At 54.0% G+C, this 25,677-nt stretch carries 17 protein-coding genes, 1 tRNA gene and 3 pseudogenes; 5 read left to right on the top strand and 16 right to left on the bottom strand.

Going from position 1 to position 25,677, the window contains the following annotated elements:
- Positions 1 to 105: 105 nt before the first annotated feature.
- Positions 106 to 1,226 (top strand): IS3 family transposase gene (locus AAIR21_RS01560; RefSeq protein WP_183516169.1). Its coding sequence is split into 2 segments (ribosomal slippage): positions 106 to 364 and positions 364 to 1,226, totalling 1,122 coding nucleotides; the frame shifts between segments, so codons are not numbered across the junction.
- 30 nt (positions 1,227 to 1,256) lie between these two features.
- On the opposite strand, the pseudogene AAIR21_RS01555 reads toward AAIR21_RS01560, so the two are convergent.
- From AAIR21_RS01555 to AAIR21_RS01545, 3 genes and pseudogenes are all read right to left on the bottom strand, one after another.
- Positions 1,257 to 1,364: pseudogene (locus tag AAIR21_RS01555) on the bottom strand (RHS repeat-associated core domain-containing protein); the annotation flags it as partial.
- Between the two features lie 194 nt (positions 1,365 to 1,558).
- The gene (locus tag AAIR21_RS01550) at positions 1,559 to 1,894 is read right to left on the bottom strand and encodes a DUF7716 domain-containing protein (protein ID WP_020883305.1); all 336 of its coding nucleotides are present in this window, start codon (positions 1,892 to 1,894) and stop codon (positions 1,559 to 1,561) included.
- 22 nt (positions 1,895 to 1,916) lie between these two features.
- A pseudogene (locus tag AAIR21_RS01545) lies at positions 1,917 to 3,416 on the bottom strand (RHS repeat-associated core domain-containing protein); the annotation flags it as partial.
- Between the two features lie 347 nt (positions 3,417 to 3,763).
- Between AAIR21_RS01545 and AAIR21_RS01540 the strand changes: the two are divergent.
- Positions 3,764 to 4,111 carry a hypothetical protein gene (locus AAIR21_RS01540; protein WP_183516171.1) on the top strand — a complete coding sequence of 116 codons (348 nt, stop codon included), beginning with the start codon at positions 3,764 to 3,766 and terminating at the stop codon, positions 4,109 to 4,111.
- Positions 4,112 to 4,293: 182 nt separating this feature from the next.
- On the opposite strand, the pseudogene AAIR21_RS01535 reads toward AAIR21_RS01540, so the two are convergent.
- The 7 genes and pseudogenes from AAIR21_RS01535 to AAIR21_RS01505 form a co-directional block, all read right to left on the bottom strand.
- Positions 4,294 to 5,577, bottom strand: a pseudogene (locus tag AAIR21_RS01535) (tyrosine-type recombinase/integrase).
- A 167-nt stretch (positions 5,578 to 5,744) separates the two neighbouring features.
- Positions 5,745 to 5,820: transfer RNA gene (locus AAIR21_RS01530), tRNA-Asn, on the bottom strand.
- A gap of 164 nt (positions 5,821 to 5,984) precedes the next feature.
- The gene (locus tag AAIR21_RS01525; RefSeq protein WP_014170770.1) at positions 5,985 to 8,174 is read right to left on the bottom strand and encodes a TonB-dependent siderophore receptor; all 2,190 of its coding nucleotides are present in this window, start codon (positions 8,172 to 8,174) and stop codon (positions 5,985 to 5,987) included.
- Between the two features lie 26 nt (positions 8,175 to 8,200).
- Positions 8,201 to 9,526, bottom strand: coding sequence for a lysine N(6)-hydroxylase/L-ornithine N(5)-oxygenase family protein (locus AAIR21_RS01520; protein ID WP_183516172.1), 1,326 nt, complete (start codon positions 9,524 to 9,526; stop codon positions 8,201 to 8,203).
- Positions 9,523 to 11,265: an aerobactin synthase IucC gene (gene iucC, locus AAIR21_RS01515; protein WP_320206078.1), complete on the bottom strand. Its 1,743-nt coding sequence runs from the start codon at positions 11,263 to 11,265 to the stop codon at positions 9,523 to 9,525. Before iucC ends, AAIR21_RS01520 begins: the two co-directional genes overlap by 4 nt.
- A complete protein-coding gene (locus AAIR21_RS01510; RefSeq protein WP_032680665.1) occupies positions 11,262 to 12,209 on the bottom strand; it encodes a GNAT family N-acetyltransferase in 948 nt (315 codons plus the stop codon). Before AAIR21_RS01510 ends, iucC begins: the two co-directional genes overlap by 4 nt.
- Positions 12,209 to 13,951: an IucA/IucC family protein gene (locus AAIR21_RS01505; RefSeq protein ID WP_183516173.1), complete on the bottom strand. Its 1,743-nt coding sequence runs from the start codon at positions 13,949 to 13,951 to the stop codon at positions 12,209 to 12,211. The genes AAIR21_RS01510 and AAIR21_RS01505 overlap by 1 nt, the downstream gene beginning before the upstream one ends.
- 138 nt (positions 13,952 to 14,089) lie before the next feature.
- Between AAIR21_RS01505 and AAIR21_RS01500 the strand changes: the two genes are divergently transcribed.
- On the top strand, positions 14,090 to 15,301 hold the full coding sequence (locus AAIR21_RS01500; RefSeq protein ID WP_176587147.1) for an MFS transporter: 1,212 nt from the start codon (positions 14,090 to 14,092) through the stop codon (positions 15,299 to 15,301).
- Here AAIR21_RS01500 and mtfA read toward each other — a convergent pair.
- Positions 15,298 to 16,095, bottom strand: coding sequence for a DgsA anti-repressor MtfA (gene mtfA / locus AAIR21_RS01495; protein WP_014170764.1), 798 nt, complete (start codon positions 16,093 to 16,095; stop codon positions 15,298 to 15,300). The genes AAIR21_RS01500 and mtfA overlap by 4 nt on opposite strands.
- A 315-nt stretch (positions 16,096 to 16,410) precedes the next feature.
- Here mtfA and AAIR21_RS01490 point away from each other — a divergent pair, with 315 nt between their 5' ends.
- Positions 16,411 to 17,310: a LysR family transcriptional regulator gene (locus AAIR21_RS01490; RefSeq protein WP_040017852.1), complete on the top strand. Its 900-nt coding sequence runs from the start codon at positions 16,411 to 16,413 to the stop codon at positions 17,308 to 17,310.
- Here the strand turns inward: AAIR21_RS01490 and AAIR21_RS01485 are convergent.
- The 3 genes from AAIR21_RS01485 to AAIR21_RS01475 all read right to left on the bottom strand — a co-directional run bounded on the left by AAIR21_RS01485 (position 17,285) and on the right by AAIR21_RS01475 (position 20,986).
- Positions 17,285 to 18,073, bottom strand: a complete 789-nt coding sequence (locus AAIR21_RS01485; protein ID WP_113656035.1) for a substrate-binding domain-containing protein — start codon at positions 18,071 to 18,073, stop codon at positions 17,285 to 17,287. The genes AAIR21_RS01490 and AAIR21_RS01485 overlap by 26 nt on opposite strands.
- A complete protein-coding gene (locus AAIR21_RS01480; protein ID WP_032680672.1) occupies positions 18,070 to 19,383 on the bottom strand; it encodes an MFS transporter in 1,314 nt (437 codons plus the stop codon). Before AAIR21_RS01480 ends, AAIR21_RS01485 begins: the two co-directional genes overlap by 4 nt.
- A 295-nt stretch (positions 19,384 to 19,678) precedes the next feature.
- Positions 19,679 to 20,986, bottom strand: a complete 1,308-nt coding sequence (locus AAIR21_RS01475) for a serine hydrolase domain-containing protein (protein ID WP_183516640.1) — start codon at positions 20,984 to 20,986, stop codon at positions 19,679 to 19,681.
- A gap of 95 nt (positions 20,987 to 21,081) precedes the next feature.
- Between AAIR21_RS01475 and AAIR21_RS01470 the strand changes: the two genes are divergently transcribed.
- On the top strand, positions 21,082 to 21,987 hold the full coding sequence (locus AAIR21_RS01470) for a LysR family transcriptional regulator (protein ID WP_183516175.1): 906 nt from the start codon (positions 21,082 to 21,084) through the stop codon (positions 21,985 to 21,987).
- On the opposite strand, the gene fumA is transcribed toward AAIR21_RS01470, so the two are convergent.
- Positions 21,976 to 23,625 (bottom strand): class I fumarate hydratase FumA, encoded by a 1,650-nt coding sequence (gene fumA / locus AAIR21_RS01465; RefSeq protein ID WP_183516176.1) that lies wholly within the window; start codon positions 23,623 to 23,625, stop codon positions 21,976 to 21,978. The two genes, AAIR21_RS01470 and fumA, sit on opposite strands and share 12 nt — an antisense overlap.
- Before the next feature lie 55 nt (positions 23,626 to 23,680).
- Positions 23,681 to 25,189, bottom strand: coding sequence for an anion permease (locus AAIR21_RS01460; RefSeq protein ID WP_194372952.1), 1,509 nt, complete (start codon positions 25,187 to 25,189; stop codon positions 23,681 to 23,683).
- Positions 25,190 to 25,677: the final 488 nt, after the last annotated feature.

Below are 25,677 nucleotides of genomic sequence, written 5' to 3'. Positions count from 1 at the left end.
GGCCTGAGTGAGTATTACTGACAGATTGACCGGTTGACCTGCTCCCCGTTGATTAATACACCGCGATGTTAGTAATGTCTTCATAAGCCACATGAGGACATGCCCATGAAGAAGCGTTTTTCCGACGAACAGATCATCAGTATCCTCCGCGAGGCTGAAGCCGGGGTTTCTGCCCGTGAGCTCTGCCGTAAGCACGCCATTTCCGACGCCACCTTTTACACCTGGCGTAAGAGGTATGGCGGTATGGAGGTGCCCGAGGTTGAGCGCCTGAAGTCGCTTGAGGAAGAGAACGCCAGGCTCAAGAAGCTGCTTGCCGAAGCCATGCTGGATAAGGAGGCGCTTCAGGTGGCTCTGGGGCGAAAGTACTGACGACAGGGCAGAAGCGTGAAGCCGTGGTGTTGATGTGTGATGCGACCGGTTTGTCGCAACGTCGTGCCTGCAGGCTTACAGGTTTGTCCCTGTCGACCTGCTGTTATGATGCTCAGCGTCCGGCTGCTGATGCACATTTATCAGGGCGTATTACTGAGCTGGCGCTTGAACGCAGACGTTTTGGTTATCGGCGCATCTGGCAGTTGCTGCGTAGGGAGTGCCTTCACGTCAATCACAAGCGGGTATACCGTATTTACCACCTTAATGGACTGAGCGTAAAACGCAGACGACGCCGTAAAGGGCTTGCGACCGAACGGTTTCCGCTTCTGCGCCCGGATGCGCCGAACCTTATATGGTTGATGGATTTCGTTATGGACGCACTGGCCAACGGTCGCAGGAACAAGTGCCTGACCTGTGTGGATGATTTCACGAAGGAGTGTCTGACGATCACCGCTGCTTTCGGTATTTCAGGCGTTCAGGTCACGCGTATTCTGGACAGCATCGCGCTATTTCGGGGCTATCCGACGACAATAAGAACCGATCAGGGCCTGGAATTTACCTGCCGCGCGCTCGATCAATGGGCCTTTGAGCATGGTGTGGAACTACGGCTTATCCAGCCAGGTAAGCCAACGCAGAACGGATTTATTGAGAGTTTTAACGGACGCTTTCGCGATGAGTGTCTGAATGAACACTGGTTCAGCGATATTCTTCATGCCCGGAAAACGATTAATGGCTGGCGACAGGATTATAACGAGTGTCGGCCACATTCGGCACTGAATTATCAGACGCCATCAGAGTTTGCAACACGGTGGCGAAATGGAAAATGTGAAGGTAAACAAACCGACATTACTAACTGACGGTTGTAGCTAATACTGGGGGCAGGTCACCTGCACCGTAAAACGCCCGACCTGCGGATCGTAATAACGGAACAGGTTATAGTGTAATCCCGTTTCACTGTCGGCATAGCGCAATGGCTGATGAGCGAGGGCTGTTTGAAAATCATCCTCAACAAAAGAATTAAGTTAGAATAATGGCTTTCACGAATGTCATGAAATGATTACAAGTTATTGCCCTCGCGAGACTAACGTCTGTTCATATCCTCAGTTAATTTCTGGTGAAGATGGTGCTGAAAATAGTTTAATACAGCCTGCAACCCTTAAAAATAGTGTGCAGGCTGTCTGGATAAATGTCAGAAATCTAAAAAATCATCATTTTCAAGGTAATAGTTTAAAGCATCAATAAAATCTTGATTACTGGCAGAAGGTTTTTGTTCGATTACTGATAAGATTACATCAGCAAACTGCTCACCAGAATAAATATATGATAAACCTCTGCTAGCCGCATCTTGCGGATAGACTTCTTTATCGTTTTCATCTACCTGTGGATAACCGGAGACAAAATATTCTTTTTCTCCGAATAACTCTCCGTCTGAGCCATAAATGCAAAAATTATCATCTTCGCAACGCGATTTAACCATGATGTCAATTATATCTTTCAATTTCATATGGTTACCTTTAATCGACATACTATCCCCTTTTTATTTAGGTTTAGCTACAAATTTTTCTACCAGTAGGACCATCAAGCTTACCTTGTCGTCCAGGTTTTCCACCACCCCATATATCACGTCCACCTTTACCAGTTGGATGATATAAAGAATGATTAGATCTGTGGTCTGCTCTGTCGACCAGAGTCAGTCTGTTTATATCTTCATGGTGATGCCAGGTTAATCCCGAAGGACTTCTGCTCATATCCCCATCTTTGAGCCAGTCATTTAGTTTTGGATATCTGTTGAGCATATCTTGGCGAAATTCCAGATTCGTCTCCATTTTCTGAACAAAATCCACATTAGCTCTGTTGAACTGGACTGCATCACTGGAATATCGATATTGAGGGTCAAGTGAATAATCATGAAAAATATGATATTCACCATTATTTGGCCTGTTAGCTAACCCCCACGGATCAATCCAACCCAGCGGATTCGGTGCATACTGATAAAGATTCCAGCCTCCCAGTAATCCAATCGGGTCCTGCACCGTAAACCGTCCAACCTTCGGATCGTAATAACGGAACATATTATAGTGTAATCCCGTTTCACTGTCTGCGTACTGCCCGGCATAGCGCAGTGGCTGATGAGCGAGGGCAGTTTGCTGCGTGAATCTGTGGAAGCCTTCCGTCTGTCGTGCAACCTCACCAAAACTCCCGTAATGACCGCTCCACCGGAGTTGTCCCTGTTCATCAGTGATATCGAGCGGTGCACCGTTCAGATCGGTTGTGAACCAGAGAACCTCTCCGCTGGTTTCGTCACGCAAATGGTCAATACGCGCCAGCGGGCTGTATGTTTCGTTCGGGTCGTAAACATATGTCTGACATTGTCCGTTCTGCTGCTGTTCCTGCAACAGCCGGTATCCCTGCCACAGAAAGCGGGTCTTTGTGGTGCCGTGTGGCATGGTGACCGTTTTGCGTGTGCGGCGGCCCAGGGCGTCATAATGGTAGCGGGCGGTAAAATTGCCTTCTGGTCCATTGCCCCCGGCCCGTATCAGGCGGTTTTCCGCGTCGTATACATAATGCTGTTCATACAGACCACTTCGGCGAAAGACCAGGTTACCCCACCAGTCGTATTTCATAAACAGGTTCTGCCAGTGCGTGAGGCGGTTATCCCTCAGCGACAGGGCAGGAAGGTCATCATCCGGCAGCAGGTTATCCGCAGCGTCGTACCGGAACCTCCTGTTACTGAGGTCCGGACGGGCTTCGTAGTGCCTGAGAAAACGGCCTTCCTCATCATAGCCGTAAATTGTGTTGCCACGCAGGGTGTCACTGACGTCTGACAATTCTCCACGCCCGGTGTAGTTGAAGGCGCGTTCGAAGATTGTCTGTTCCGGCAGGTCGGGTGAGAAACTGCGCTGCCCGGTACGTCTGCCGAGACTGTCATACCGGCGGGTCTGTTCACGGGTTCCCTGAGTGCGGGCCACCTCCCTGTGAAGGCGGTCGCGTCTAAATTCAGAGATGATTTGCTGACCGAACCGGATGGCACTGACGTGTCCGGAACCAATTGTGCTTGGCGGTGAGGTGGCAAAGTATCTGGGGGCTGGATATTAATCATGATTTGTTAATTGGTTTTCTACTGACTTTCGCCAGCTCGACAGATGTACAACGAAAAACCTGGTTAAGTAACGGGGTCAGAGCCAGAGAAAATGAAAGTCTGAGAAAAGAGCAAAGAAATAAAAATTATATCAAAATGCTCATGAAAAAGACGATATTAAGTTATATCATGAATCGGGAAGTGTTATTCAGCCTGATACAATGACAAAAAATACTGAAAAGGGAAAGGCAATGCAGCTTAATAACACTTTTTCCGCAATGCTCGAAAAGAAACTGACAGAGAAGAAAAATAAAAATGAATGAAATTAATTTGGAAGGTAGAGAAAGCAATGATGAGGTCATTGCGGCAGCAACAGATCATATGGCTTTTTTTCTGTTCTCCATTCTCTCAGGTTGTTATCCGGAGATTGCGACATCTGAATTTGAAAACATCTTCAATGATGAGTTTAAGTTTGATATTGAAAGTTTTATTAAAAATTACAGGAAAAACGATGGAAACATAATGACGATGTCGGGTAAAGATATCGCTCAGATATATTCAAATCAGCGGTTTCATGAAAAGTTGTCCAGAGCACTCGAACAGTGTAAAAAAGATAAGACAGCTTTAACTGCTATGAATCAAGTAAAGGCTTTTCAGATATAACGCTGAACTGACTAAAACTTGTTTTGGTCTGTGAAGGGTTGGACAAACCCACCGGGTGCGGCAGGAATTAAATTTAATATTCAGTATTAACATTTTTTGCTTGAATGTCATTGCTGGATTTTATTATTAATTTTTCTTTACCATTTAGCCCCTTATAGAGGGGCCTTCCCGTTATCATTATTCTAATGATTTTTATTAGTTGCGAAATCAAACGGTCTTACTATAGAATTCTTATTTGCATCGAGAAAATCAGCCCACCATTGTAACATTAAGCGGCGCTGTTCAAGATGTTTGGCCTTATGTGTGTAGGCTGCACGGACATTGTTCTTTTCCATATGGCTCATTTGAAGTTCAACAACATCTTCTGACCAGATACCTGATTCAATCAGAGCACTACAAGCTAGGGTACGGAAACCATGACCGCACAAGTCGGTTTTGGTTTTATAGCCCATTTTACGTAGCGCCTTGTTGATTGTGTTTTCACTCATAGGCTTCATCGCGTCATAACAGCCCGTAAAGATAAAATCGTTATCATTGTTTACGCCATAAGTCAGCGTCTTTATCTCTTCAATAATGATTAGAGCCTGATTACACAGTGGCACGTAATGTTTCCTTCGCATTTTAGCACCACGAGCAGAATGCTTAATGCCCTCAATTGCTTCACGCTGTTCCGGGATGACCCAAAGCCCACCCTTAAAATCGATTTCTGACCATCTGGCGAATCGTAGTTCACTGGAACGCACAAACGTCAGGGGATTGAGCTTGATCGCCAGTAACGTGAGCCTGCTAAGTCCCTGATAACCATCAATACGTTCCAGAAGTGCTGGTATATCTTCCAGTTCAATTGCAGGTCGATGTTCTGTCTGTGGCTTCTGTACTGCACCTTCCAGATCATAGGCAGGATTGAAGCGGATTATCTTTTGCTGAACAGCATATCGTAGGATAGCGGTAGCGTACTGTTTTACACGCATAGCGATTTCAAGATAACCGAGTGTTTCAATCTTCTTGATTGGAACCAAAAGATCACCCGTATCTAACTCACCTATATCTTTGTTACCGATATCAGGAAACAGGTAAGTTTCAAGACGAGTCCAGACTGAGCGCTGATAATCTTCTGACCAGTTAGTTTTGGTTGCAAACCAGCTTTTTGCAACGGTTTTAAAAGCGCGGGTATTGTTACGCTTTTCCATCGTGGTTTTGTTGTCAGCCTGTTTTTTAGCGCTGGGATCAACTCCTGATGCTAAAAGCTTTTTGTCTTCGTCGCGGCGTTGCCTTGCGTCTGCCAGAGAAACGGCAGGGTAGACACCTATGGAAAACACCTTTTGTTTCGCTTCAAAGCGATAACCCAACTGCCAGTACTTTGAACCGTTAGGATGTACCAGAAGGTAGAGGCCGAACCCACCAGTGAGCTTAACGGGCTTTTAAGCGGGTTTAGCATTTTTTACTTTAGTATCAGTAAGTGGCATGGCGGTTACCCCTGGATGCTGGTAAAAGAAAAACCGAACCAGCTTTACCAGCAAAAGGGTGTAGCTTCGAGTGTTTTTTACTAGACGTGAGTAGACAAGCTAGAAGGATTAACCAATTGATAGAAAGCAAAAAACCAGACGTCAGTAGACATCTGGTTTCTTTAAATTGGCTCCTCTGACTGGACTCGAACCAGTGACATACGGATTAACAGTCCGCCGTTCTACCGACTGAACTACAGAGGAATCGTGTGAACGAGGCGCATAGTATCGACCTCAGTTCGTCTTGTCAAAGGGGGAAAACGCACTTTTCGTTCGTTTGCCGACAATTTCAGCAAATCGCTGATTTTATAGCAAATTTGTGCTGAAATTACACAGCAAATTGCGCCGCCCGCAGGCGGCGCGCAGGATTAGAACAGTACGGAGTAGTTCAGACCAAACGTACGGCCACGGCCTTTATAAGTATACAGACCTGGTGCACCGTAGGTTGGGCTATACAGCCCCGGCGCACGCTGACCCCAGGCGGTGGTGTAGTCTTTGTCCAGCACGTTTTCCACGCTGAAGCTCACTTTACCCACCGGCAGGTCGTAGCTGCCCAGGAAGTCGACCGTGTTATAGCCATCGATCTTCTTACCGTCGGCATCTGACACGTCAAAGGTCTGCGTACTCTGCACGCGCAGGGTCCAGTCGCCCGGTGCCCAGTTGACCCAGGCGCTGGCTTTCGACGGGCTGGCGCTGTCTACCGTCAGCTTCTCCCATTTACCGTTTTCGCGGGTTTCAGACTTAATGGCGTTAAAGTTCGCGCCGGTGCTCCAGTCGCTGTCGGTGAAGAAATAGTCCACCTGGCCTTCAATCCCGTAGATACGACGTTTGTCGTCTTCCAGGTTGATGGTCATGTCCGTTTTGTTGATGGTGATGGTTTTGTCCGAGAGCGAGTAATACGCCGCAACCTGCGTGCGCAGGTTGTCGCCGGTGTAGCGCCATCCCAGCTCATACGCGTTAACCTTAATGCCGTCCAGCGTCGAGTCGTTCACGTTCACGCTGTTCAGCAGGCGATAGTGCCCGTCGACAAGCTGGTAGGTACCGGAGCCGTAGTACTTCGCCAGGTCCGGAATTTCGAAGCCCTGGGAGAAGTTAAACCACAGCTGCTGCTGTTCGGTCAGGCGGCCAAGGATCCCGGCGTTGAACAGGAAGTTGTTGTAATTGGTTTTCCCGCCCGGTACCGCATCAGCCGATGTGGCTTTCCCGTTAGCGATGGCCTGTTGCTGGGTATAACCTACGAAGTCATCCACCTTGTTTTCGGTGTACTGATAGCGCACGCCGCCGCTCAGGGTAATGGCATCAATGTCGTAGCTGGCCTGCAGGAACGGGGCGAGGTTGGTAATGCTGTAACCCGGGTAACGGCCCACGTTATAGGCGTTCTCCAGATCCATACCGCCGCTTGCTGCCGCTTTGTCCAGATTGAAGAACTGCTGGTTAGCGTCGAAGGTTTCGTGGTCAGCATCCACACCCCAGGTCAGCGTTAAATCATCCATCGGTTTGCTGTTCAGCGTCAGCTTGCCGCCGTAAAAATCGGTTTTCTGCTGCGACGCACCGATGCTGCTCACCACGCCTTTGGTCAGTGTCGGGAACGGGTAGTAGGTCAGGCTTTCGTCACGATAGTAAATCTGTGCGACCAGATCCTGGCCCCAGAAATCGGTGTTGGAGTACTGCAGGTTAATCAGATGCCGCTCTGTGCCCGGCAGGCGGTCAGAGTTCAGGTTGCCTTTATTGTAGGCTTTGGCATCACCCGTAACCGCGGAGAAGTTTTCCCCAAGGAACAGGCCGTGCTTCCCGTCGGACTCGCTCTTGTAGTATTGAGTCGTAAGCTGCAGCTGCTGGTGATCGTCGATGTTGAGGGTGCCTGTTCCCATCACATCCAGACGGTCGGAATACTGTAATCCGGTCTGGGTGTTATCAATAATCACCTCGTTGCCTTTGCCGTCGTACCAGCCGCCGTAGCGCTGATACGATACTGACAACCGGCCAGAGGCATTGTCGTTGCCGCCGCTCACCGCGGCTGACACGTTCTCATCGTGATCGTTATGGCTGTTAAAGCCACTCTTTGCTCCGGTCTGGAACTCCACTTCGGTATCAGGCTGGCCTTTTTTGGTGACGATGTTCACCAGGCCGCCGGTACTGCCGCCGCCGTAGAGGGACGTGGCGCCGGAGATCACTTCGATACGGTCAATGTTGAACGGATCGATGGAGTCGAGCTGGCGGCTGTCGCTGCGGGAGGAGTTAAGACGCACGCCATCCACCATCACCATCATGGAACGACCGCGCAGGTTCATACCGTAGTTGGTGCGGCCCTGGCTGCTGACGTCCATGCCCGGGATCAACTGCGCCAGGACTTCTTTAATCTCTTTTCCACCCTGAACCTGCTGTTCAATCTCAGCACGCTCAATAACCCAGGTAGTCTGCGCCATCTCCGCCACGCTGCGGTGCGCGCGGCTGGCGGAGACAACAATATTTTCTTCCTTTTGTTCTTCCGCCCACGCAGAGGTAGAAAGCATTGCAAGCAAGCAAGGATTTAAAACCCAAAGATGAGAACGTTTCATTGTTATGTAGTTCCTGAATGTGTGTGTCAGTACTCGGTGGTTCTTGCTAAAGATTGATAAACCTGGCTGCTGTCCGGGCGGGGAGTGCTACGCCAGTGGATCACGCCAGGGGTGGTGGCCAGCTCAAACGGCTCGTCGTCGTGCGCGCGATTCAGAATTCGCGCGGCGCGCCAGGCCATCAGGCTGAGCTGGGGTTCGGCAATGCCAAGACGGTGCATCCCGGCATTCACGGCGAACAGGCGGTTGCTCTGCGGACCGTCCCATTCAAGGGTGAAATCATTGTTGATGCAGAAGGTTTCGTCGGCGTCCAGACGCAGGCGATGGGAGAGCGGTGCCAGAAACGCAGGCTGCACGGTGCGATAGCCGGTCGCGAAAATCACCACGTCGGTATCGAGTTGTTCACGGCCGCCGTCAAGGTGATGCTGTAACGTCAGGCGCTTACCGTTCTCCTGCTGCGCGATCGCGGTGACCGAGCGAGAGGGCAGGAGGTGTGCCCACGGTTTTTCCCGAAGCACTTCGAAGCGGTGATACATGGCGCGATAAATCGCCAGCAGAGACTCCGTGGTGATGCCGTCGGAGGTCATCTTCTGCTCGTGCAGCATCTGACGACGCGCCTCTTCGCCAAGCGTGGAGAAGCTGTCTACATATTCCGGTGTGAAATACTCGTTGGCGAAAGCCGCTTCATCCAGCGCGTTATAATTGTTGCGTCGGGAAACCCAGTTCAGGCTCAGTGGCTGACCCCACTCCCCGCGGAAGATATTCAGAAACAGATCTGCACCACTCTGACCTCCGCCGACGACGGTGACGCGCTTGCCCGCTAAGTCCGGCGTGCGCAGCATCATCTCGCTGGCGTGGAAGCAGCTGTCATCCTGCGCCGGAGCGCAGTCAGGCAGGTTAATCTGTTTGCCAATTCCCACGCAGACGTGACGCGCCAGGAAGCGCTCGCGCTGAGTCACCACGTCGAACAGACCGTTTTTTTCATCAAAACTGACCTGCTGTACCTGCTGGCTGAAGGACAGGTTGGTGAGATTTTCCGCGGCCCAGCACAGGTAATCGGCAAACTCTTCGCGAGAGACGGTACGCTGCTCGGTGGTCAAAAAACGATAGAACTTTTTACGCTGCACCAGATAGTTAAGAAAACTGTGGCGATTGGTGGGCTCCACGGCGCTCACCAGATCTTTCAGGAAGCTGGTTTGCATATGGCAGTCCGGCACCATCATGCCAGGGTGCCAGGAGAAATGCGGCTTACGTTCAAGAAACAGCGAACTAAAACCGTCCAGTCCTTCAGCCAGTGCGGCGATGCTGAGGTTAAACGGGCCAATACCAATGCCGATGAAATCATACGTTTTCATTGCGCTGACTCCTGGGAGACCAGAAAAAGAGGGTTATCAAGATCGGTGACATAGTTCGGCAACATGCGGCTGCCGCCGTCGTGTTCGGAGAAGGTCAGTTTGACCGGGTTGAGGATCACGCGAATAATTTGCGGCTTAAACAGATCAAACTTCGCAAAGCGTTCGGCGAGATCGGGATGCGCGGCCATATAGCGGCGCAATACCTCGGCCAGGATCTGGTAGAAACGGGTTTCGCTGACGCCGCTTTGCAGGGTAAGGCGTGAAATAAACCGCAGCACCGTGACAAAATTACCGGTTTGCAGATCGTGAATGATGTAATCCGCACTCAGGCGCGCCGTGACGGACTTCACCTGTTCAGGCAGGCTTGCTGCCTGCGGGAAATCTTCATCCACCAGGCGCATGTCCCCCTGGAAATCTTTCAGCAGGATGCGTTGCGGGATGGCGTCTTTCATCACCAGCGTCACGTTCTGGCCGTGGGCGATAAGCGCCACGCCGTAGCGGCAGAGCAGGTGATAGAAGGGGATGACCGTCGCGTCAAAGAGCTTTTCCAGCCAGGCTTCAGCGGTCAAACCGGATTGGGCGATCCATGCGTCAATCAAGGGGCGTCCGGCGTTATCGCTCTCCATCAACGCAGCCATCAGCACCGCTTCTTCACCCTGCTGAAGATAACAGGACGGATTTTCGCGCCAGATAACCCCCAGCATCTCCTGATAGCGGTAAGGCGCTTTCGGCAGCGCGGCGTAACCCGGGTGGGAAAGATACCCGGCCGCGGGCTCGCCAAGCACCTGCGCGCCACAGCGAATAAGCGTGGCATCGCTGGCGAACTGCTGCTGTAACCAGCGTGAGGCCAGCGGGCCAGCGGCAATGTACTTACCCGGAATACCGCGATAGCAGGAGGTGTTGTAAATGGTCAGCGGCAGCTTGATGTCAAACGGCACACGGCGGCTGGCATTGGTGAGGGTACGCAACGATTGTTGCGCCAGGTACTCGTCGCCAAACTCGCCCAGCGCAACCATTTCGCCGCGCGCGAGTTGCGCCAGGAAATGGACAGCAATCTTTTGTTGCCACTGCCACGGATGCAGCGGCACGGGCAGCCAGTTATCATCAAGATCCAGCGCCTGCCAGCGGGCATCAAACCGGGCGCGCTCGGCGTTATCCATGGCGCTCGCCAGCAGGGTATTGATATCGCAATCAACATCGCTGCTCCAGACCAGGTGCGCACGTTGCACGGCGACCCAGTGCAGGCGAAAACGGCCACGGTATTCCGGAGCATACTGGCGTAGCGCATCCAGCCCCCAGCCGCGGCGTCCCTTGTTAAAGATAAACTTAGGATGGCCGCTCATCAGGCACTGTAATTCGTCCGGGTCGAGATGAATGAGCGCATCAGCATCCAGCGTTTCGCGCGCCTGTAACAGCTGAATATCACCCCGCAGCGTGGCATAGAGATCTTCCAGATGCTCCGCGGTCTGCGCGTCGCTCATCTCCAGTACCGTAGCAAGCTGCAGCAGTGCAGTTTCTGCGTCCACTGCCTTACCGCTGACGGTGGTCAGGCTCGCGGGGTCGATATGCAGCCAGCCCCAGATCCCGCGCGTGGCCTGGAACTGCCAGGTCTCCGCGCCCATGGTGATTTGCCAGCGATTGTCTGCCAGCTGCCGGGCGCTCAGGGTGCGTTCATATTCCAGTTCGGCGAGGATCTTCGCCACCATGTCGCGGTTCACTTTCTGCCAGTACACGTTCACAGTCCCACCTCGCTGAAGAAGCGGTGACGCTGGTTCATGATGAGGCGCGAGCGTTTATGCGGGAAGTCGAACTCTTTCACGGTTTCGAAACCGGCAGACGAAAGATGGCGGAACAGGCGCTGGTTGTCGAAACGCGGCTCGGCAACGATGCGTGTTGTGCGTGGCTCATCCAGCCACAGATAATGGCTCAGACCGCGCAGCCAGCTGCGGATATACTGCGCGCCGCGCCAGTTTTCTTCCCCAACCAGCATGTGCAGGCCGCGGTCAAACGGCTGCCAGCGATAGTGACGGCCAATACGGTCTTCCGCCGCCCAGTAAATTTCAAAGTAGCCGAACGGCTGGTCATCAAAGCAGCCGATAAGCGGATAACAATAGGTCGAGTCGAGCTGACGGTGCAGGTAATTTTCCTGCTCCGCCTGCGGGCCGGCCATCTCCCAGAAGGCGTTAACGCGTGGGGTGTTCATCCAGCGGGTGAAACGTTCGCCGTCCTGCGCCACATCGGCCACGCGGAAACTCAGGATGCGTTTAATCTGCGGGTCGTAACGGCGATAGACTTCACCTTGCGGGCGGTGAGGGCGCAGCGGGAAGTAAAGCTGACGGCTTTCATCGAACTGCATGCCGCCGTGGTTCTGGGGCCGTTCTCCCTGCAGCCACAGGGGTAACTGCCAGAACGTTTCGCGCGCCAGATAATCTCCGCTGGCAAGCGTAAACAGCGCCTGCGCCTGCGGTTCATCCTGCCAGGCGGACCAGGGGAGCGTGACGCCGGTCAGTGCCGGTGCGGCGATAAACAGCTGATCCAGCGCGTCGACTAACCAGCCTTCCGGGATACCACCCACGCGCTCAAGCACTGCGCTGCCGTCGAGACCTAACGTCAGGGGGAGAGTGTTCTCCGTTGCGGTGCAGCGAAAGCCATAGCCAGAATGGACGATATTCGCGTTTGCCATCACGCCTTCTCCTTGTAAAACGGGTTGCTAAAGTCGAAATAGATCACTGCCGGATCGGCGATGGTGTTTTCGTTGCGATCGTGCAGATAGCAGAAAAAGTTGCCTTTACAGTTCCAGGTTGGGCTGTCGAGCACGTAGTCGAGGCAGCGGGTCTGTTTCGCTGTTTTGCGTAATTCGACCAGTGCGTCACGCACCTGCGCCATCAGGCTCTCTTCGCTGTCGAAACCGGCGGCGGCGAGGGCGGCAGTCACGGCAAGCGTTGAGTTCAGCAGCAGGTAGTAGGGGAAGTAGCGCAGCAGCTGGCTTTCGCCAAAACGGTTTTCCACATCATGTTCACCCGCCTCTTTTAGCCATTCATCGGCCCCTTCAGTCCAGGCGCTGCCCTGACAATCGCGGTAGATCAGCCCGACGGGGAAATCCTGCTGCATCTCAACGAGGATATTTTGCTGGTGCGCCAGCAGAACCAGGCCGTAATCCGCTTCCGCGCTAAACAGCGGAAGTAAGACGCGATCGCAATACGCCTGCACCCAGCAGCGCGCAGCCTCGGCAAGGGGTAAATCCAGGCGCTGGCTCAGACGACGTACCGCCGCAACCAGCAGACTGTCACCTCCGTCCGGTGCCGCCTGCGTCAGACTCACCAGTACGTTGGTCTGGTTGTCTGGCGTCCCGAACAGCAGGTTCACGCGAAGGGCCATCAGGCTCTCTTCCTGGATGACGCCATTTTCATCACGCAGCCCCGCCCAGCCGTCTTCCTGCATAACTCGCAGGGTCGGGTAGCGTGCCTGTAAGGTCTGCCAGCGCGCTGTCTTAGCCAGACGCGCCAGGCGCATACCGCGTTTAACCTCTTTCACTGACAGCGTGCGCACGGAGTTGGTCAGGCGCACGCTGAGGGAAAACTTGATCATGTCGCTGTTGGTTTCGCTGTACAGCGAGCGCGAGGAGCTGGTGGGCAGCCACTGCGCGCCCGCTTCGCCCAAATCCTGCAGGTCGCCGTTAGCCACAAGACGCTGGCACCAGGCCTGACCCAGCAGATGCTCGGCCTGCCACGGATGCATCGGCAGCAGCCAGCAGGTATCGGTGAAGTGACCGAGGAGCTCAGGGGCACTCTGCGCTGCGAAGCGCAGCAGGCGTTCGCGAAGAGAGACGGCCAGGCTGTCGCCGGCAATCAATTCACGCTTAACCGCAAACCAGCGCAGCGGGAAGCGGGAGGCAAAATCAGGCAAATAGCGGCGCGCTTCACTTTCGTTAAACGGCTCGTGAGATTTGGGGGCCGGGTGAAACGCATGCCCCACCAGCAGCGCCTGTTCTGCTTGCGCAAAATTCAGCGGTTTGTCACGCAGGTTTGCCCAGTTGTGGCGCAAATCGATGGCCTGCCAGGTGTGGGCATGGCTTTCAAGGGCGCGTTGCTTAAAGCGAGCCAGCGTTTCGGTGTCGAGTGAGCCTTTAACTGAAGGTTTTTCCAGAATTAAGTCAATCAGTTGCGTGAAAGTGACGGCGTCACCGCTATCGCTATCGCGCTGGATAAGCATCGCCGGAAAGTGATACTGATGATGCTGAGTCGGTGAGAAATAGCGTACCGGAACCCGAATGGCCTGGGTTGAAGAGAGCGGAATATGAATCTGCGATAGCTCAGCCGCAACGGTAGCGGGGAGATAGCGCCAGTCCTTCGTTTCACGCAACAGGGCGTTCAAAAAACACTGGGCCGCAACGTCTGTACCGGCGGAGCGGGGCAGAGTACGCATAGGTGTACCTCATTCCATGATTGATAATAATTATCGTTATGATATGCATTCTGTTTACAGTCGCAACTATTTTTGCAATATTTGTTTTCATAAACTTCATGATTTCCACACATTTATTGACACTATGTTCACATTCTCATGCGCACTTACCCTGAAACACTGACGGAAAACCTCACCCCGAAAGCGAACTGGCCACTGGCGTTATGCGCCGGATTGTTAGGTATTGGGCAAAACGGTTTGCTGGTCATGCTGCCGCAACTGGTCACCCTGACCGGGTTATCGCTCTCCGTCTGGGCGGGGCTGTTAATGTTCGGCTCCATGCTCTTTTTACCCGCATCGCCCTGGTGGGGGCGTCAGAGCGAGCGACACGGCTGCAAGGTCGTGATGCTGGCCTCGCTAAGTGGCTATCTTGCAAGTTTCGCTGTGATGGCGCTGGTGGTCTGGGCGATGGCAAGCGGGATGATGAGTGCTGTCTGGGGGCTGGCGGGCCTGATCCTCTCGCGTACGCTGTACGGCCTGACCGTCTCAGGGCTGGTGCCCGCGGCTCAGACATGGGCCATTCAGCGCGCGGGTCTGGATAAACGCATGGCCGCGCTGGCGACCATAAGCTCCGGCCTCAGTTGCGGTCGTCTGCTGGGGCCGCCGCTGGCGGCGATGATGCTCAGCGTCAATCCGGTGGCTCCCCTCTGGTTGATGGCGATTGCACCGTTTATCGCTCTCCTGCTGGTCCTTCGAGAGGTCGCCGATCCGCCGCTGCCGCCGGTCGCGCATCAGGCGACGCGTGTGCAGGTTTCAATGCTGCCGTACCTTGTGCTGGCGTTGCTTCTGGCCGCACTGGTGAGCCTGATGCAGCTTGGCCTGTCACCGCATCTCAGCCCTCTGCTGGACGGTAACCCGCGAGAGGTGAGTCATCATGTCGCGCTGCTGCTGAGCCTGGCCGCGCTGGCAACGCTCGCTGCACAATTTCTGGTGGTCCGTCCGCAGCATTTCAGCCCGGTGACATTGCTCTGCCTGGCCGCGGTACTGATGGTGACGGGACTGGGGCTAATGTGTATTGCCGGTCTGGTGTTGTTCTACGTGGGGATTGTCATGACATCGCTGGGAGCCGCCATGGCGACGCCGGGATACCAGCTGCTGCTGAATGAACGGCTGACCACCGGAAAAGGGGCGGGAGTTATTGCCACCAGCCACACGCTGGGCTACGGCCTGAGTGCGCTGCTGGTGCCTGTCGTCACGCGTTTATTCGGCGAGGTATTTTTAACGCAGGCCGCCTGGGTGATGGCGCTGATGTTTCTGGTGATGAGCCTATGGGTACGGGCGGTCAATCGTACCCATGTCGACCCGTCTTAATGGAGCTGGTGAGATGAATTGCCGGCAGGATCCTCATTTTGCCGCAGACGCAGCAGAGGGTCTTGCTGATAAAACTGACAGAACCGTTGCCACAGGGCCGGGAAACGGGGTGCGAAAAGCTCAGGCGCGCTAAAGAAATATTCTGACAGCACCGCAAAGCACTCCGCAGGATCGGTTGCCGCATAGGCATCGATGCTGGCGGCACTTTCGCCCACCAGATCTATCTCATCCTGGATATTATCCATTGCCGCATGCAGATCGTGTTCCCAACCTGCAACCTCACGAAGCGGGATCAGCGGTACACCGCTGGCACGATCCCCGTTGCGGGTATCCAGCTTATGCGCCACTTCGTGAATGATCAGGTTAAAGCCTGATGCGTCGAAGGAGTCCTGAATATCAAGCCAGTTCAGGATGATCGGTCCTTGCTGCCAGCTTTGCCCGGACTGCACCACCCGCTGGTTATGCACCAGGCCGAAATCGTCCTGCCATTCATCGTCCACCACAAACGGTGCGGGGTAAATGAGTACTTCATGGAAGCCATCCAGCCATTCAATACCGAGTTCCAGTACCGGCAGACAGAAAAGCAGGGCGATACGCGCGTTTTTCAGGGGATCCAGCTCGAAGCCCTGCAGCGGAACCAGACGTTTTTGCTGCAAAAAGCGATCCGCCAGTTGAACCAGTTTTGATTGTTCATCCGGCTGAAGATTAGCCAGAACAGGGATCGCCAGCGCTTCATCCCACGGCAGCGCCATATTTCGGCCAGCGTCATTCGTTTTCCAGGGCCACTTAATCATCGCTTTGCTCGCAAACTCGTCACTTGAACAAAAGGGGAAGGTAAGGTTCTGTTAAAATGCCAGACATTCGGTCATTGCTTCAATTCCAGCCTGGATAAACTATCACTTCGTACGTAACGGTGGATAGCGGTTTGCTGGTATCACCTTCATTTTGTGAACTCAGTCGAAGCCTAATCTTATGACACTTACCCCATTATGGTCAGCGTGAAAACCAACTCCTTAAGGGATTTCGGTGCTTCACCGGTTGCGGCTGGACAATAAGCCGCTATTATTTTTGACTTTCGTTCGTATTGCCAGACAGGACATTCAGACGCTATGCCCGTAAATTTTGACCTTAACGATCTTTATGCTTTCAGAGCGTTAGTGGAATACGGCAACTTTCGGGTTGCTGCTGAATCTATCTGTTTGTCCCCGTCAGCACTGAGCCGCAGGATTGAAAAACTGGAGGCGGCGCTGGGAGCGAAGCTGTTTGACCGGACCACCCGCCACGTGGCTCTGACACTGTACGGGCAGAACTTTGCTGAACGTTCAGCGCAGTTGCTCGATAACGTTGAGTCCATGCTGGCTGATATTGATAAAGTGAGTGAAGAGCGGACCGGGCTGATTACCGTCGCTACGGTACCGTCTGCGGCCTATTACTTTATGCCGGATGTTATTCGTCGCTTTCAGTCCCGTTATCCGCGTGTCCGGATTAAGCTCATCGACAGTAGCGCGGGGAATGTCATTGACGCGGTTGCCCGTAGCCAGGCGGATTTCGGGATCTGTTTCGCCGGGAGTTTGCCCTCTGAAATCGAGTTTTTCCCCCTTGTAGAAGATAGCTATGTCGCCGCGTGCAGGCGCGATCATCCGCTGGCAAAAAAGACTCACCTGACGTGGCAGGCGTTTTATCAGCAGGACTATATCATCCTCGACAAAACGTCAGGCAATCGTAACCTGCTCGACCGGATGCTGGGGGATATCGTGCCTGAGCGTCCCAGCGTTTGCGAAACGCGCCATGTGACCACGATGCTCGGTATGGTAGAGGCTGGCATCGGCATTGCTGCCGTGCCCGCTATGTCGATGCCGACGTCAGAGCACTCGCTACTGACGTCTGTCCCGCTCGTGGCACCGGAGGTGAAACGCACTGTGGGGCTGATTCGACGCCGGGGGCGCATCCAGTCTTACATTGCGGCTGAACTGGAAAAACACATTACTGAGCAGTACCGCGGGACGTGACGGGGCTCATCCCCGTGTCGCGAATCACGGCGCTGGACTGTGTCGAGGAAAGGTAATCCAGCAGCGCTTTCCCTTCGCCAGGATGGTCGGCGTGGCGGGTCACGGCGCCAGCAAAGCGGGTGATGTATTGCAGGTTGTCCGGGAGTTTGCCAACAAACGTCACCCCTGGAATCGGCAGCAGTTCGCTGACCTGCTGGAAACCTACCGCGTATTTCCCTTTCGCCACTTCTTCGGCGACGGGGATGCGCTCAACCTTCGTTGCTTTACCCATCGCCTCTTTTTCAATCCCCAGCGTTTTGAACAGCGTCTGGCTGACGTATCTGCCGCTGGCGCTGTCGGAGTAGGCGATGGACTCCGCCTGAAGCAGCGTATGGCGAAGTTTTGCCTCGTTACTGATATCCGGGACGTCTGCGCCTTTTTTTACCACCATACCGACAGGGGAGTCCGCAAGTTCCGTGCGCGAGCCAGGCTGAGTCAGGTTGTCCTTTTCAAGTGTTGCCAGCGCATCGCCCACCATGATCACCACGTCGGCTTTTTCCCCACGCGCAAGCCGGTTAGGAATTGCCTGCGGAGTCGTTCCCATAGACGGGCCGGGAATGAGCACAATGTTATCTCCGGTCTGGCGTTCATATTCCGGTGCCAGCTTTTCAAGGGCGGCTTTGAAACCGCCTGAGATCATGACCGTCACCTCTTTCGCTGAGGCACTAAAGCTCAGGACGGTCAGTATCAACGCGCTGGTGGTCAGTCGAGGAATCAGTCTCATGCCGCCCCCTCTGATTTCACGGTATTTTGCAGCGTCACTGCACGACGACGGTACAGGTAGAGCGTTGCCAGCAGGGCGCATACCGCGGCGAAACTCATCCAGTAGCCGGGAGAGGCTTTATCCCCGGTATATTCAATCAGCGCGGTAGACATTACCGGCGTGAACCCCCCAAATACCGCCGTTGCCAGACTGTAGGCCAGAGAGAAACCCGCCACGCGAACTTCAGAAGGCATGATCTCCGTGAGCGCCGGGATCATCGCACCGTTGTACAGGCCATAGAGGAAAGAGAGCCACAGCAGGACGCTCAGCATCATTGAGAAGCTCGGTGCCTGCGCCAGCAGCGTCAGTGCCGGGTAGCTCGTCGCCAGAGCCAGCAGCGTCATGGCGATAAGCACCGGTTTACGCCCAAAGCGGTCCGATAGCGCACCGCCTACCGGCAGCCAGATAAAGTTGGAAATTGCCACCAGAAGCGTGACCAGCAGGCTGTCCGAGGCGCTGAGCATCAGCACTTTTTTCCCGAAAGTCGGCGCGTAAACGGTGATCAGATAAAAGGCCGTGGTGGTCATTGCCACCATCAGCATGCCGGCAATGACCACCTGCCAGTTACCGAGCAGGGTTTTAAAGACCTGATGCATCTCCAGATGATGGCGGCGTGCGTTGAATTCCTCTGTCTCCTCCAGCTTGCGGCGCAGGAAAAAGATAAACGGTACGATTAAACAACCGACCAGGAACGGGATACGCCAGCCCCATTCACGAATGGCGCTCTCTGCCATCAGCGCATTCAGCGCAAACCCCATGGCTGCCGCAACCATAATAGCGACCTGCTGGCTGCCGGACTGCCAGCTGGTGTAAAAACCTTTGCGGCCGGGCGTGGCAATTTCTGCCAGATAGACCGATACGCCACCCAGCTCCGCTCCGGCAGAAAACCCCTGCAACAGTCGGCCAGTCAGAACCAGTAACGGTGCCCACAGACCTATGCTGTGATAAGACGGAATAAGCACGATCAGGAAGGTACCCGCCGCCATAATCGACAGGGTCACGATGAGTCCTTTTCTGCGTCCAACCTTGTCGATATAGGCACCCAGTACGATTGCCCCGATGGGGCGCATTAAAAATCCTGCGCCAAAGACGGCAAACGTCATCATCAGGGAAGCAAATTCACTGCTCGCCGGGAAAAAGGTGTGCGCGATGTAGGTCGCATAAAAGCCGAAGAGAAAGAAGTCGAATTGCTCGAGAAAGTTGCCGGACGTCACGCGAAGTATCGCGCCCGCTTTCGAGCGAACGGTTGCAGGTGAGGTTGAGGAAAACATGGTTATCTCCAGTTTATTGTTGACGTTTTGCTCGTCTGTTTCTGAAAACTGGATCAAGAACCCCAAATTTATAAGCGCAATTAATACATGGACTGATGCATTTAACGCATCAATAGCGCGTGGTCGATCGGGAGTGATTGTCGTAACAACAACTTAACAATTAATTGATTTTTTATTCACCAGTTTGGGTAAGTCACTGATATTGCCGTTTTGTGACATCGCGCAGAGGCACCCTTGTTTGCAGCGAATACAAAAGCCAGGCGATGCCTGGCTGTTAACTATCACTTACCGCGACTTACCGCAACGCGTTGGCAATCGCACTGAACATCAGTGAGGCTTCCAGCGGCTGAGCGCTAAACGACGGTTCGGCCTGCGGCCAGGTGGACCACTGAACGATCACCAGATTTTCCGCCTGGTTTACCATGATCATCTGCCCAAAGATCCCCAGCGCCCAGAGCGAGCCTTTCAGCGACTCATTCGCCGCGGGCACCACCTTCGTGGCCGTGACGGGCACTTCGTTGTTCCACCACTGATAGCCGTACAAGCTGGTCGGGTGTGCGTCAGAGACAGAGCCATCAGCCTGCGTCCAGCGTGAGGCGTCTTTCACCCAGTTGTCAGGCAGGATCTGTTTGCCATTCGGTAGTGTGCCGTTATGCAGTATAAACTCCCCGAAGCGTCCCCAGTCTTCCAGCGTGGCGTTAAAGCCATGCGCGCCGACATCATGCTGACCTTTACGGTAGGCATGCCATACACCGTCGCTCGCCATGCCGTACGGCTGCCAGATGCTCTTCTCAAGATAGGCGGCCAGGGTCATGCCCGTTGCACGCTCAAGCACGTCACCCAACAGCCAGGCGCCACCGGAGGAGTAAGACCAGTGCTGGCCTGCCGGGTGTTCGCGTTTTAGCCCGGACACCAGCTTACGCACGCAGTCATAGGTGCCTGGTTTCGCTTCACACTCGGTGAGCTGTGCGAAATCGGAGGCGGGATTGGTGTAGTCTTCGTTCCATGCCACGCCGGAGGTGTGGGTGATCAGCTGTTTTAACGTCACTCCGTCCCAGGCGGTGCCTTTCAGGTCTGGCTCGTATTGCGTGACCAGGTCGTCGAGTGAGCGAATTTTTCCCTCTTTGAGAGCCACGCCAACCAGCGTTGAGACCACGGATTTCCCGACCGAACGGGAGGTCCAGAGCGTCGTATCCGTATTGCCTTCGCCGAGATATTTCCACGCGATTTTGCCGTCTTTCAGTACCAGCATGCCGCTCACGTTCTGACGTTTCAGGTAGTCCTGTAGGTTATAGGTCATGCCGTTAACCTGATAGCGGGCGTCAGTGAGCGGTTTCTCTGCGCTGAGCAGCGGCGTGGCGTTGCCGTGATGGAACACATCTCCCGCGTAGTTGCGGTAGTCATTTCGAAAGCCGACCACGCGATCCGCCTGGCTCCAGGTGAGCATCATGTGCGTGTCAGGAAGTTGTTTGTCGAACGGAGCAGGGCAGGTGTTCAGGTCAGTACCGTCGCAGGCAGCCAGCGCGACAGGCGCAAACAGAGCGCTGCACAGGCTAATTACAACGCCCGCCAGCAGCGTGCGGTTCAGTGAAGGACAATTCATCATTTTTCTCGCTGTGATTAGGAACGCCTTCAGTTTAAGAACCCGCGGCTTATAATAAAAAACGCGTAATGGGGGAAATTCCCCCCGAAAACTGAATGGAGAGAGGCGTGACGACGGTAATTTATTCCTTTGCCCAACTGGAAGCGTTTACCGCCGTGGTGGAATACGGTGGCCTAGCAAAAGCGGCGATGAAGCTCGGGAAAGATCGTACGACGCTGCGCGACCTGATTGATTTTCTCGAAGATGGATTAGGGTACAGGCTGTTTGTGCGTGAAGGACGCACGCTGCGTCTGACCCCTGAGGGCGAGCAACTGCAGCGGCAGGCGCACCTGCTGATGCGCCAGGTGAAAGCCTTTGAGGCATTTGCCAGCGCGGTACCGGAGCGTGCTACGCAGGACATCACGCTGGTTTACGATCCCTTTACCTCAAGGCCATTTTTGCAGGCGCTGATTGGCGAGATGGCGAAGCGACATTTACGTTTGAGCCTGGTCAGCGCCTCCCGGGATGAGGCTGAAGCGATGCTGGCCAGCGGGCAGGCGGATCTGGGCATTTGCCAGGCACGTAATCGCAGTGTGGGTAATGAAATGGAGTGGCGGGCGCTCGGGGCGATCGATATGGATTTCTACGCCTGCAACACGCTGTTCGCCGAAGCCACGCAGCCGCTGTCGCTGCTTGAGTTGTCGCTGGTGCCGCAGGTGATTATGCACGCCGCCTCGGATGAGCCGGTGGCGCGTCGTCTGCAGATTTCGGGGCACACCCTTTTCACCAATGAGCTGGAGATGTTGCGGGCCCTGCTGGAGCAGGGATGCGGCTGGGGATTCTTACCGACGCATTTCCAGCCGACCGGGTGGAAAAAGGTAAAAAGGCTGCACACCGAAGTGGGCAGCCAGGGGATAAGTCAGACGATGGTGACCATCTGGAAGCCGGGAAGCAACAAGCGAGAGAGGATCGCTGAAACGCTGTCGCTGTTACCGGCGTTGTGGAAAAACTCAGCGCTGTGAACACCCATTGCACTGCTGATTCTGGATCTGCTGGAAGAAGTCGTTACCCTTGTCATCCACCAGGATAAACGCCGGGAAGTTTTCCACTTCGATTTTCCAGATGGCTTCCATACCCAGTTCAGGATAGGCCACGCACTCCAGACGCTTGATGCTGTTTTGTGCCAGTACCGCCGCCGGGCCGCCGATGCTGCCGAGGTAGAAACCGCCGTGCTTATGACAGGCATCGGTCACCTGCTGGCTACGGTTGCCTTTCGCCAGCATGATCATGCTCGCACCGTGAGACTGCAGCAGGTCGACGTACGAATCCATCCGTCCTGCCGTGGTTGGGCCGAGAGAGCCTGATGCATAGCCTTCCGGAGTCTTGGCCGGGCCTGCGTAGTAGATTGGATGGTCTTTGACGTACTGCGGCAGTTCTTCACCGTTGTCGAGCAGCTCTTTCAGCTTCGCGTGGGCAATATCGCGCGCCACGATGATGGTGCCGTTCAGCGACAGGCGGGTAGAAACCGGATGAGCAGAAAGCTGGGCCAGGATCTCCTTCATCGGCTTATTCAGATTGATGCTGACCACGTCGCCTTCGCCCTGCTGGCGCAGGGATTCAGGAATATACTGGCCCGGATTGTGCTCCAGTTTTTCAATCCAGATCCCGTCGCGGTTGATTTTGGCTTTGATGTTGCGGTCAGCGGAGCAGGAGACGCCCATGCCAATGGGGCAGGAGGCACCGTGGCGCGGCAGACGGATCACGCGAATATCATGGGCGAAGTATTTCCCGCCAAACTGTGCGCCCAGGCCGAGGTTCTGTGCTTCCTGAAGCAGTTCCTGTTCGAGCTGAACATCACGGAACGCCTGACCGTGTTCGTTGCCTTCGGTGGGCAGCGCGTCGTAATAGCGCGTTGAGGCGAGCTTAACGGTTTTCAGCGTCGCTTCTGCCGACGTTCCCCCAATCACGAAGGCAATATGGTAAGGCGGGCAGGCCGCGGTACCCAGGGTACGCATTTTCTCAACCAGATAGTTTTTCAGCTTCGCCGGGGTAATCAGTGCTTTGGTTTCCTGATAGAGATAGGTTTTATTCGCGGAACCGCCGCCTTTTGCCATGCACAGGAATTTATACTCGTCCCCGTCGACGCTGTAGAGATCGATCTGCGCAGGCAGGTTAGTGCCGGTATTGACCTCTTTATACATATCCAGCGCGGCATTCTGGGAATAACGCAGGTTATCTTCGATGTAGGTGTTATAGACACCCCGACTCAGTGCGGCTTCGTCACCGCCACCTGTCCAGACGCGTTGGCCTTTTTTACCCATGATGATCGCCGTGCCGGTATCCTGGCAGGTGGGCAGCACGCCTTTGGCCGCGATTTCAGAGTTGCGCAGGAACTGCAGGGCAACGTATTTATCATTTTCGCTGGCTTGTGGGTCGTTAAGAATAGCGGCAACCTGTTTCTGATGCGAAGGGCGCAGCATAAAGGCGGCGTCGTGGAAGGCCTGCTGTGCCAGCAGCGTCAGCGCTTCGGGTTCCACTTTCAGGATCTCCTGACCCTCAAATTCGGCAACAGAGACGTGTTCTTTGGTCAGCAGATAGTATTCGGTATCGTCGTGTGCAAGAGGGAAGGGGTTCTGGTAGTAAAACGGTTTGTTTGACATAGCGTATTGCTCCAAAAAAATAAAACCGCCGGAGAGGTAGCCCGGCGGTCAGGGATCAGAACATCATGGACATCCACGGATAACCAATCAGCAGCAGGGCCGCCAGGAAGATGGCACCAAAGATGGTGCCGAGGCGCCAGTAGTCTTTGGTTGGCAGGTAGCCGCTACCGTAGTAGATAGGGCTAGGGCCGGTACCGTAAGGGGTGATAATCCCCATGACACCCAGGGAGGTCACCATCAGCAGGACGAACACCTCCATATTCATGCCCGGAATGGTAGAGGCGATGGTCAGCATCGCTGGCAGCAGCGCCGTGGTGTGTGCGGTGGTGCTGGCAAACAGGTAGTGCAGCAGGTAGAACGCCAGCAGCAGTACGATGGTGGCAACACCCGGCGAGATACCGCTCATCAGCAGACCGCCTTCTTTACCCAGCCAGCTAATGAAGCCCGTGGAGGAGAGGCCATCCGCCAGCGCAACCAGGGTGGCGAACCAGACGAAGGTGTTCCAGGCGGCTTTATTCCCGGTGATATCGTTCCACTCCAGCACCCCGGTCCACAGCATCAGACCCACGATTAACAGTGCAGCCATCGCCGGTTCAATCCACGCGGCGGCGAAGATCCACATCAGCAGCGCGCAGCAGACGAAAATCAGCAGCAGGATTTCGTTACGGGACAGTTTGCCCAGTTTTTCCAGTTCACGGGTCGCCCACAGTGGCACTTCGTTGTTCACTTTAACTTCAGGCGGGTAGAACCAGTAGGCCAGCAGCGGCATGGTCAGAATCAGCAGCACGCCCAGCGGCAGGAATGCGATAAACCAGGTGCCCCAGGAGATGTCGATCCCCACGGTGCTTTTCACCAGCGCCAGCGCCAGCAGGTTCGGCGCGAGGGCAGACAGGAACATTGAGCTGGTAATACAGGCCGCGGTGATCGCCACCCACATCAGGTAAGAACCAATTTTACGCGCGCTTGGATCGTTTGGTTTCGAACCATACAGCGGCGGCAGGTTAGCGATAATCGGATAGATGGTCCCGCCGCTACGCGCGGTGTTGGAAGGTGTAAACGGTGCCAGCAGCAGGTCCGCGAAGGTGATAGCGTAACCGAGCGTCAGGCTGCGACGACCCAGATATTTCACCAGAATCAGTGCCAGACGGCGGCCGAAGCGGGTTTTGTCATAGCCTGCGGCAAACATGAAGGCACCGAAAATCAGCCATACGGTAGAGTTACCAAAACCGCTCACGGCCCATTTAAAGGAGGCACCCGCCAGTTTGAATTTCGGGTCAGCCAGCTGTTCCGGGCTGAACAACACCCACTGGCTGCAGAGCGCAATCGCCACGACGCCGGTCAGGCCAATGACCGCGCCTGGCAGCGGTTCGAAGATCAAACCGACAATCACGCCGACAAAGATAGCGAAGTAGTGCCACGCGTAAGGAGGAAGCCCTTCCGGGACCGGAACAAACAGTAACAGCACGGCAACGACAATGGGCAATGCCATCATTAGCAGACGTTTTGCCTTTCCGTTGGATGCTTGACTCACCACAGGGGGCGTTACAGCAGTTTTTGTATTCATAGTTTCGCGTCTTAAGTTGTCAGGAATCCGGTTATGCGCTGAAATATTCATTTGCTTTCTTTAGTTTGCTTTTATTTTATTTAGTTACTAAAGGTGCGCATTTGCTATTTCAGCAATAGCGATTTAACGCATTTTTGATGCGCTAAATTAAAAATTGATGATATTTATATATTGCGCCTTTGACTGTCTCGATGCTTGATCGCGATCAAAAAAATAGAGTTGCGGTGGTGTTTTTGTTCAGTTGATAATAACCACTCTGGCGTATGTGGGTATTATTTATTTTGATATGGATTTTACTCAATGTTGTTAACATTTCAAATAACTATTTTCATATAACTCTTTGTTTTTAATGGTTTGTTTTTGTCTCTTGGGATCGTGAAAAGGTCATTGATACGTTAACGGTGTTTAAAGGATTGTGAATGGAGTAATTAATATTGCTAACACCAATGTGTTATTAATGTTATTGAAGGGATTAAATAGTTTTTTAA

The organism is Enterobacter sp. PTB (genome assembly GCF_051130085.1).
In the GTDB taxonomy this organism is placed as follows: domain Bacteria; phylum Pseudomonadota; class Gammaproteobacteria; order Enterobacterales; family Enterobacteriaceae; genus Enterobacter; species Enterobacter ludwigii.
Note: the sequence above shows the minus strand (reverse complement) of the source record. Positions and strands in the feature narration are given on the sequence as shown.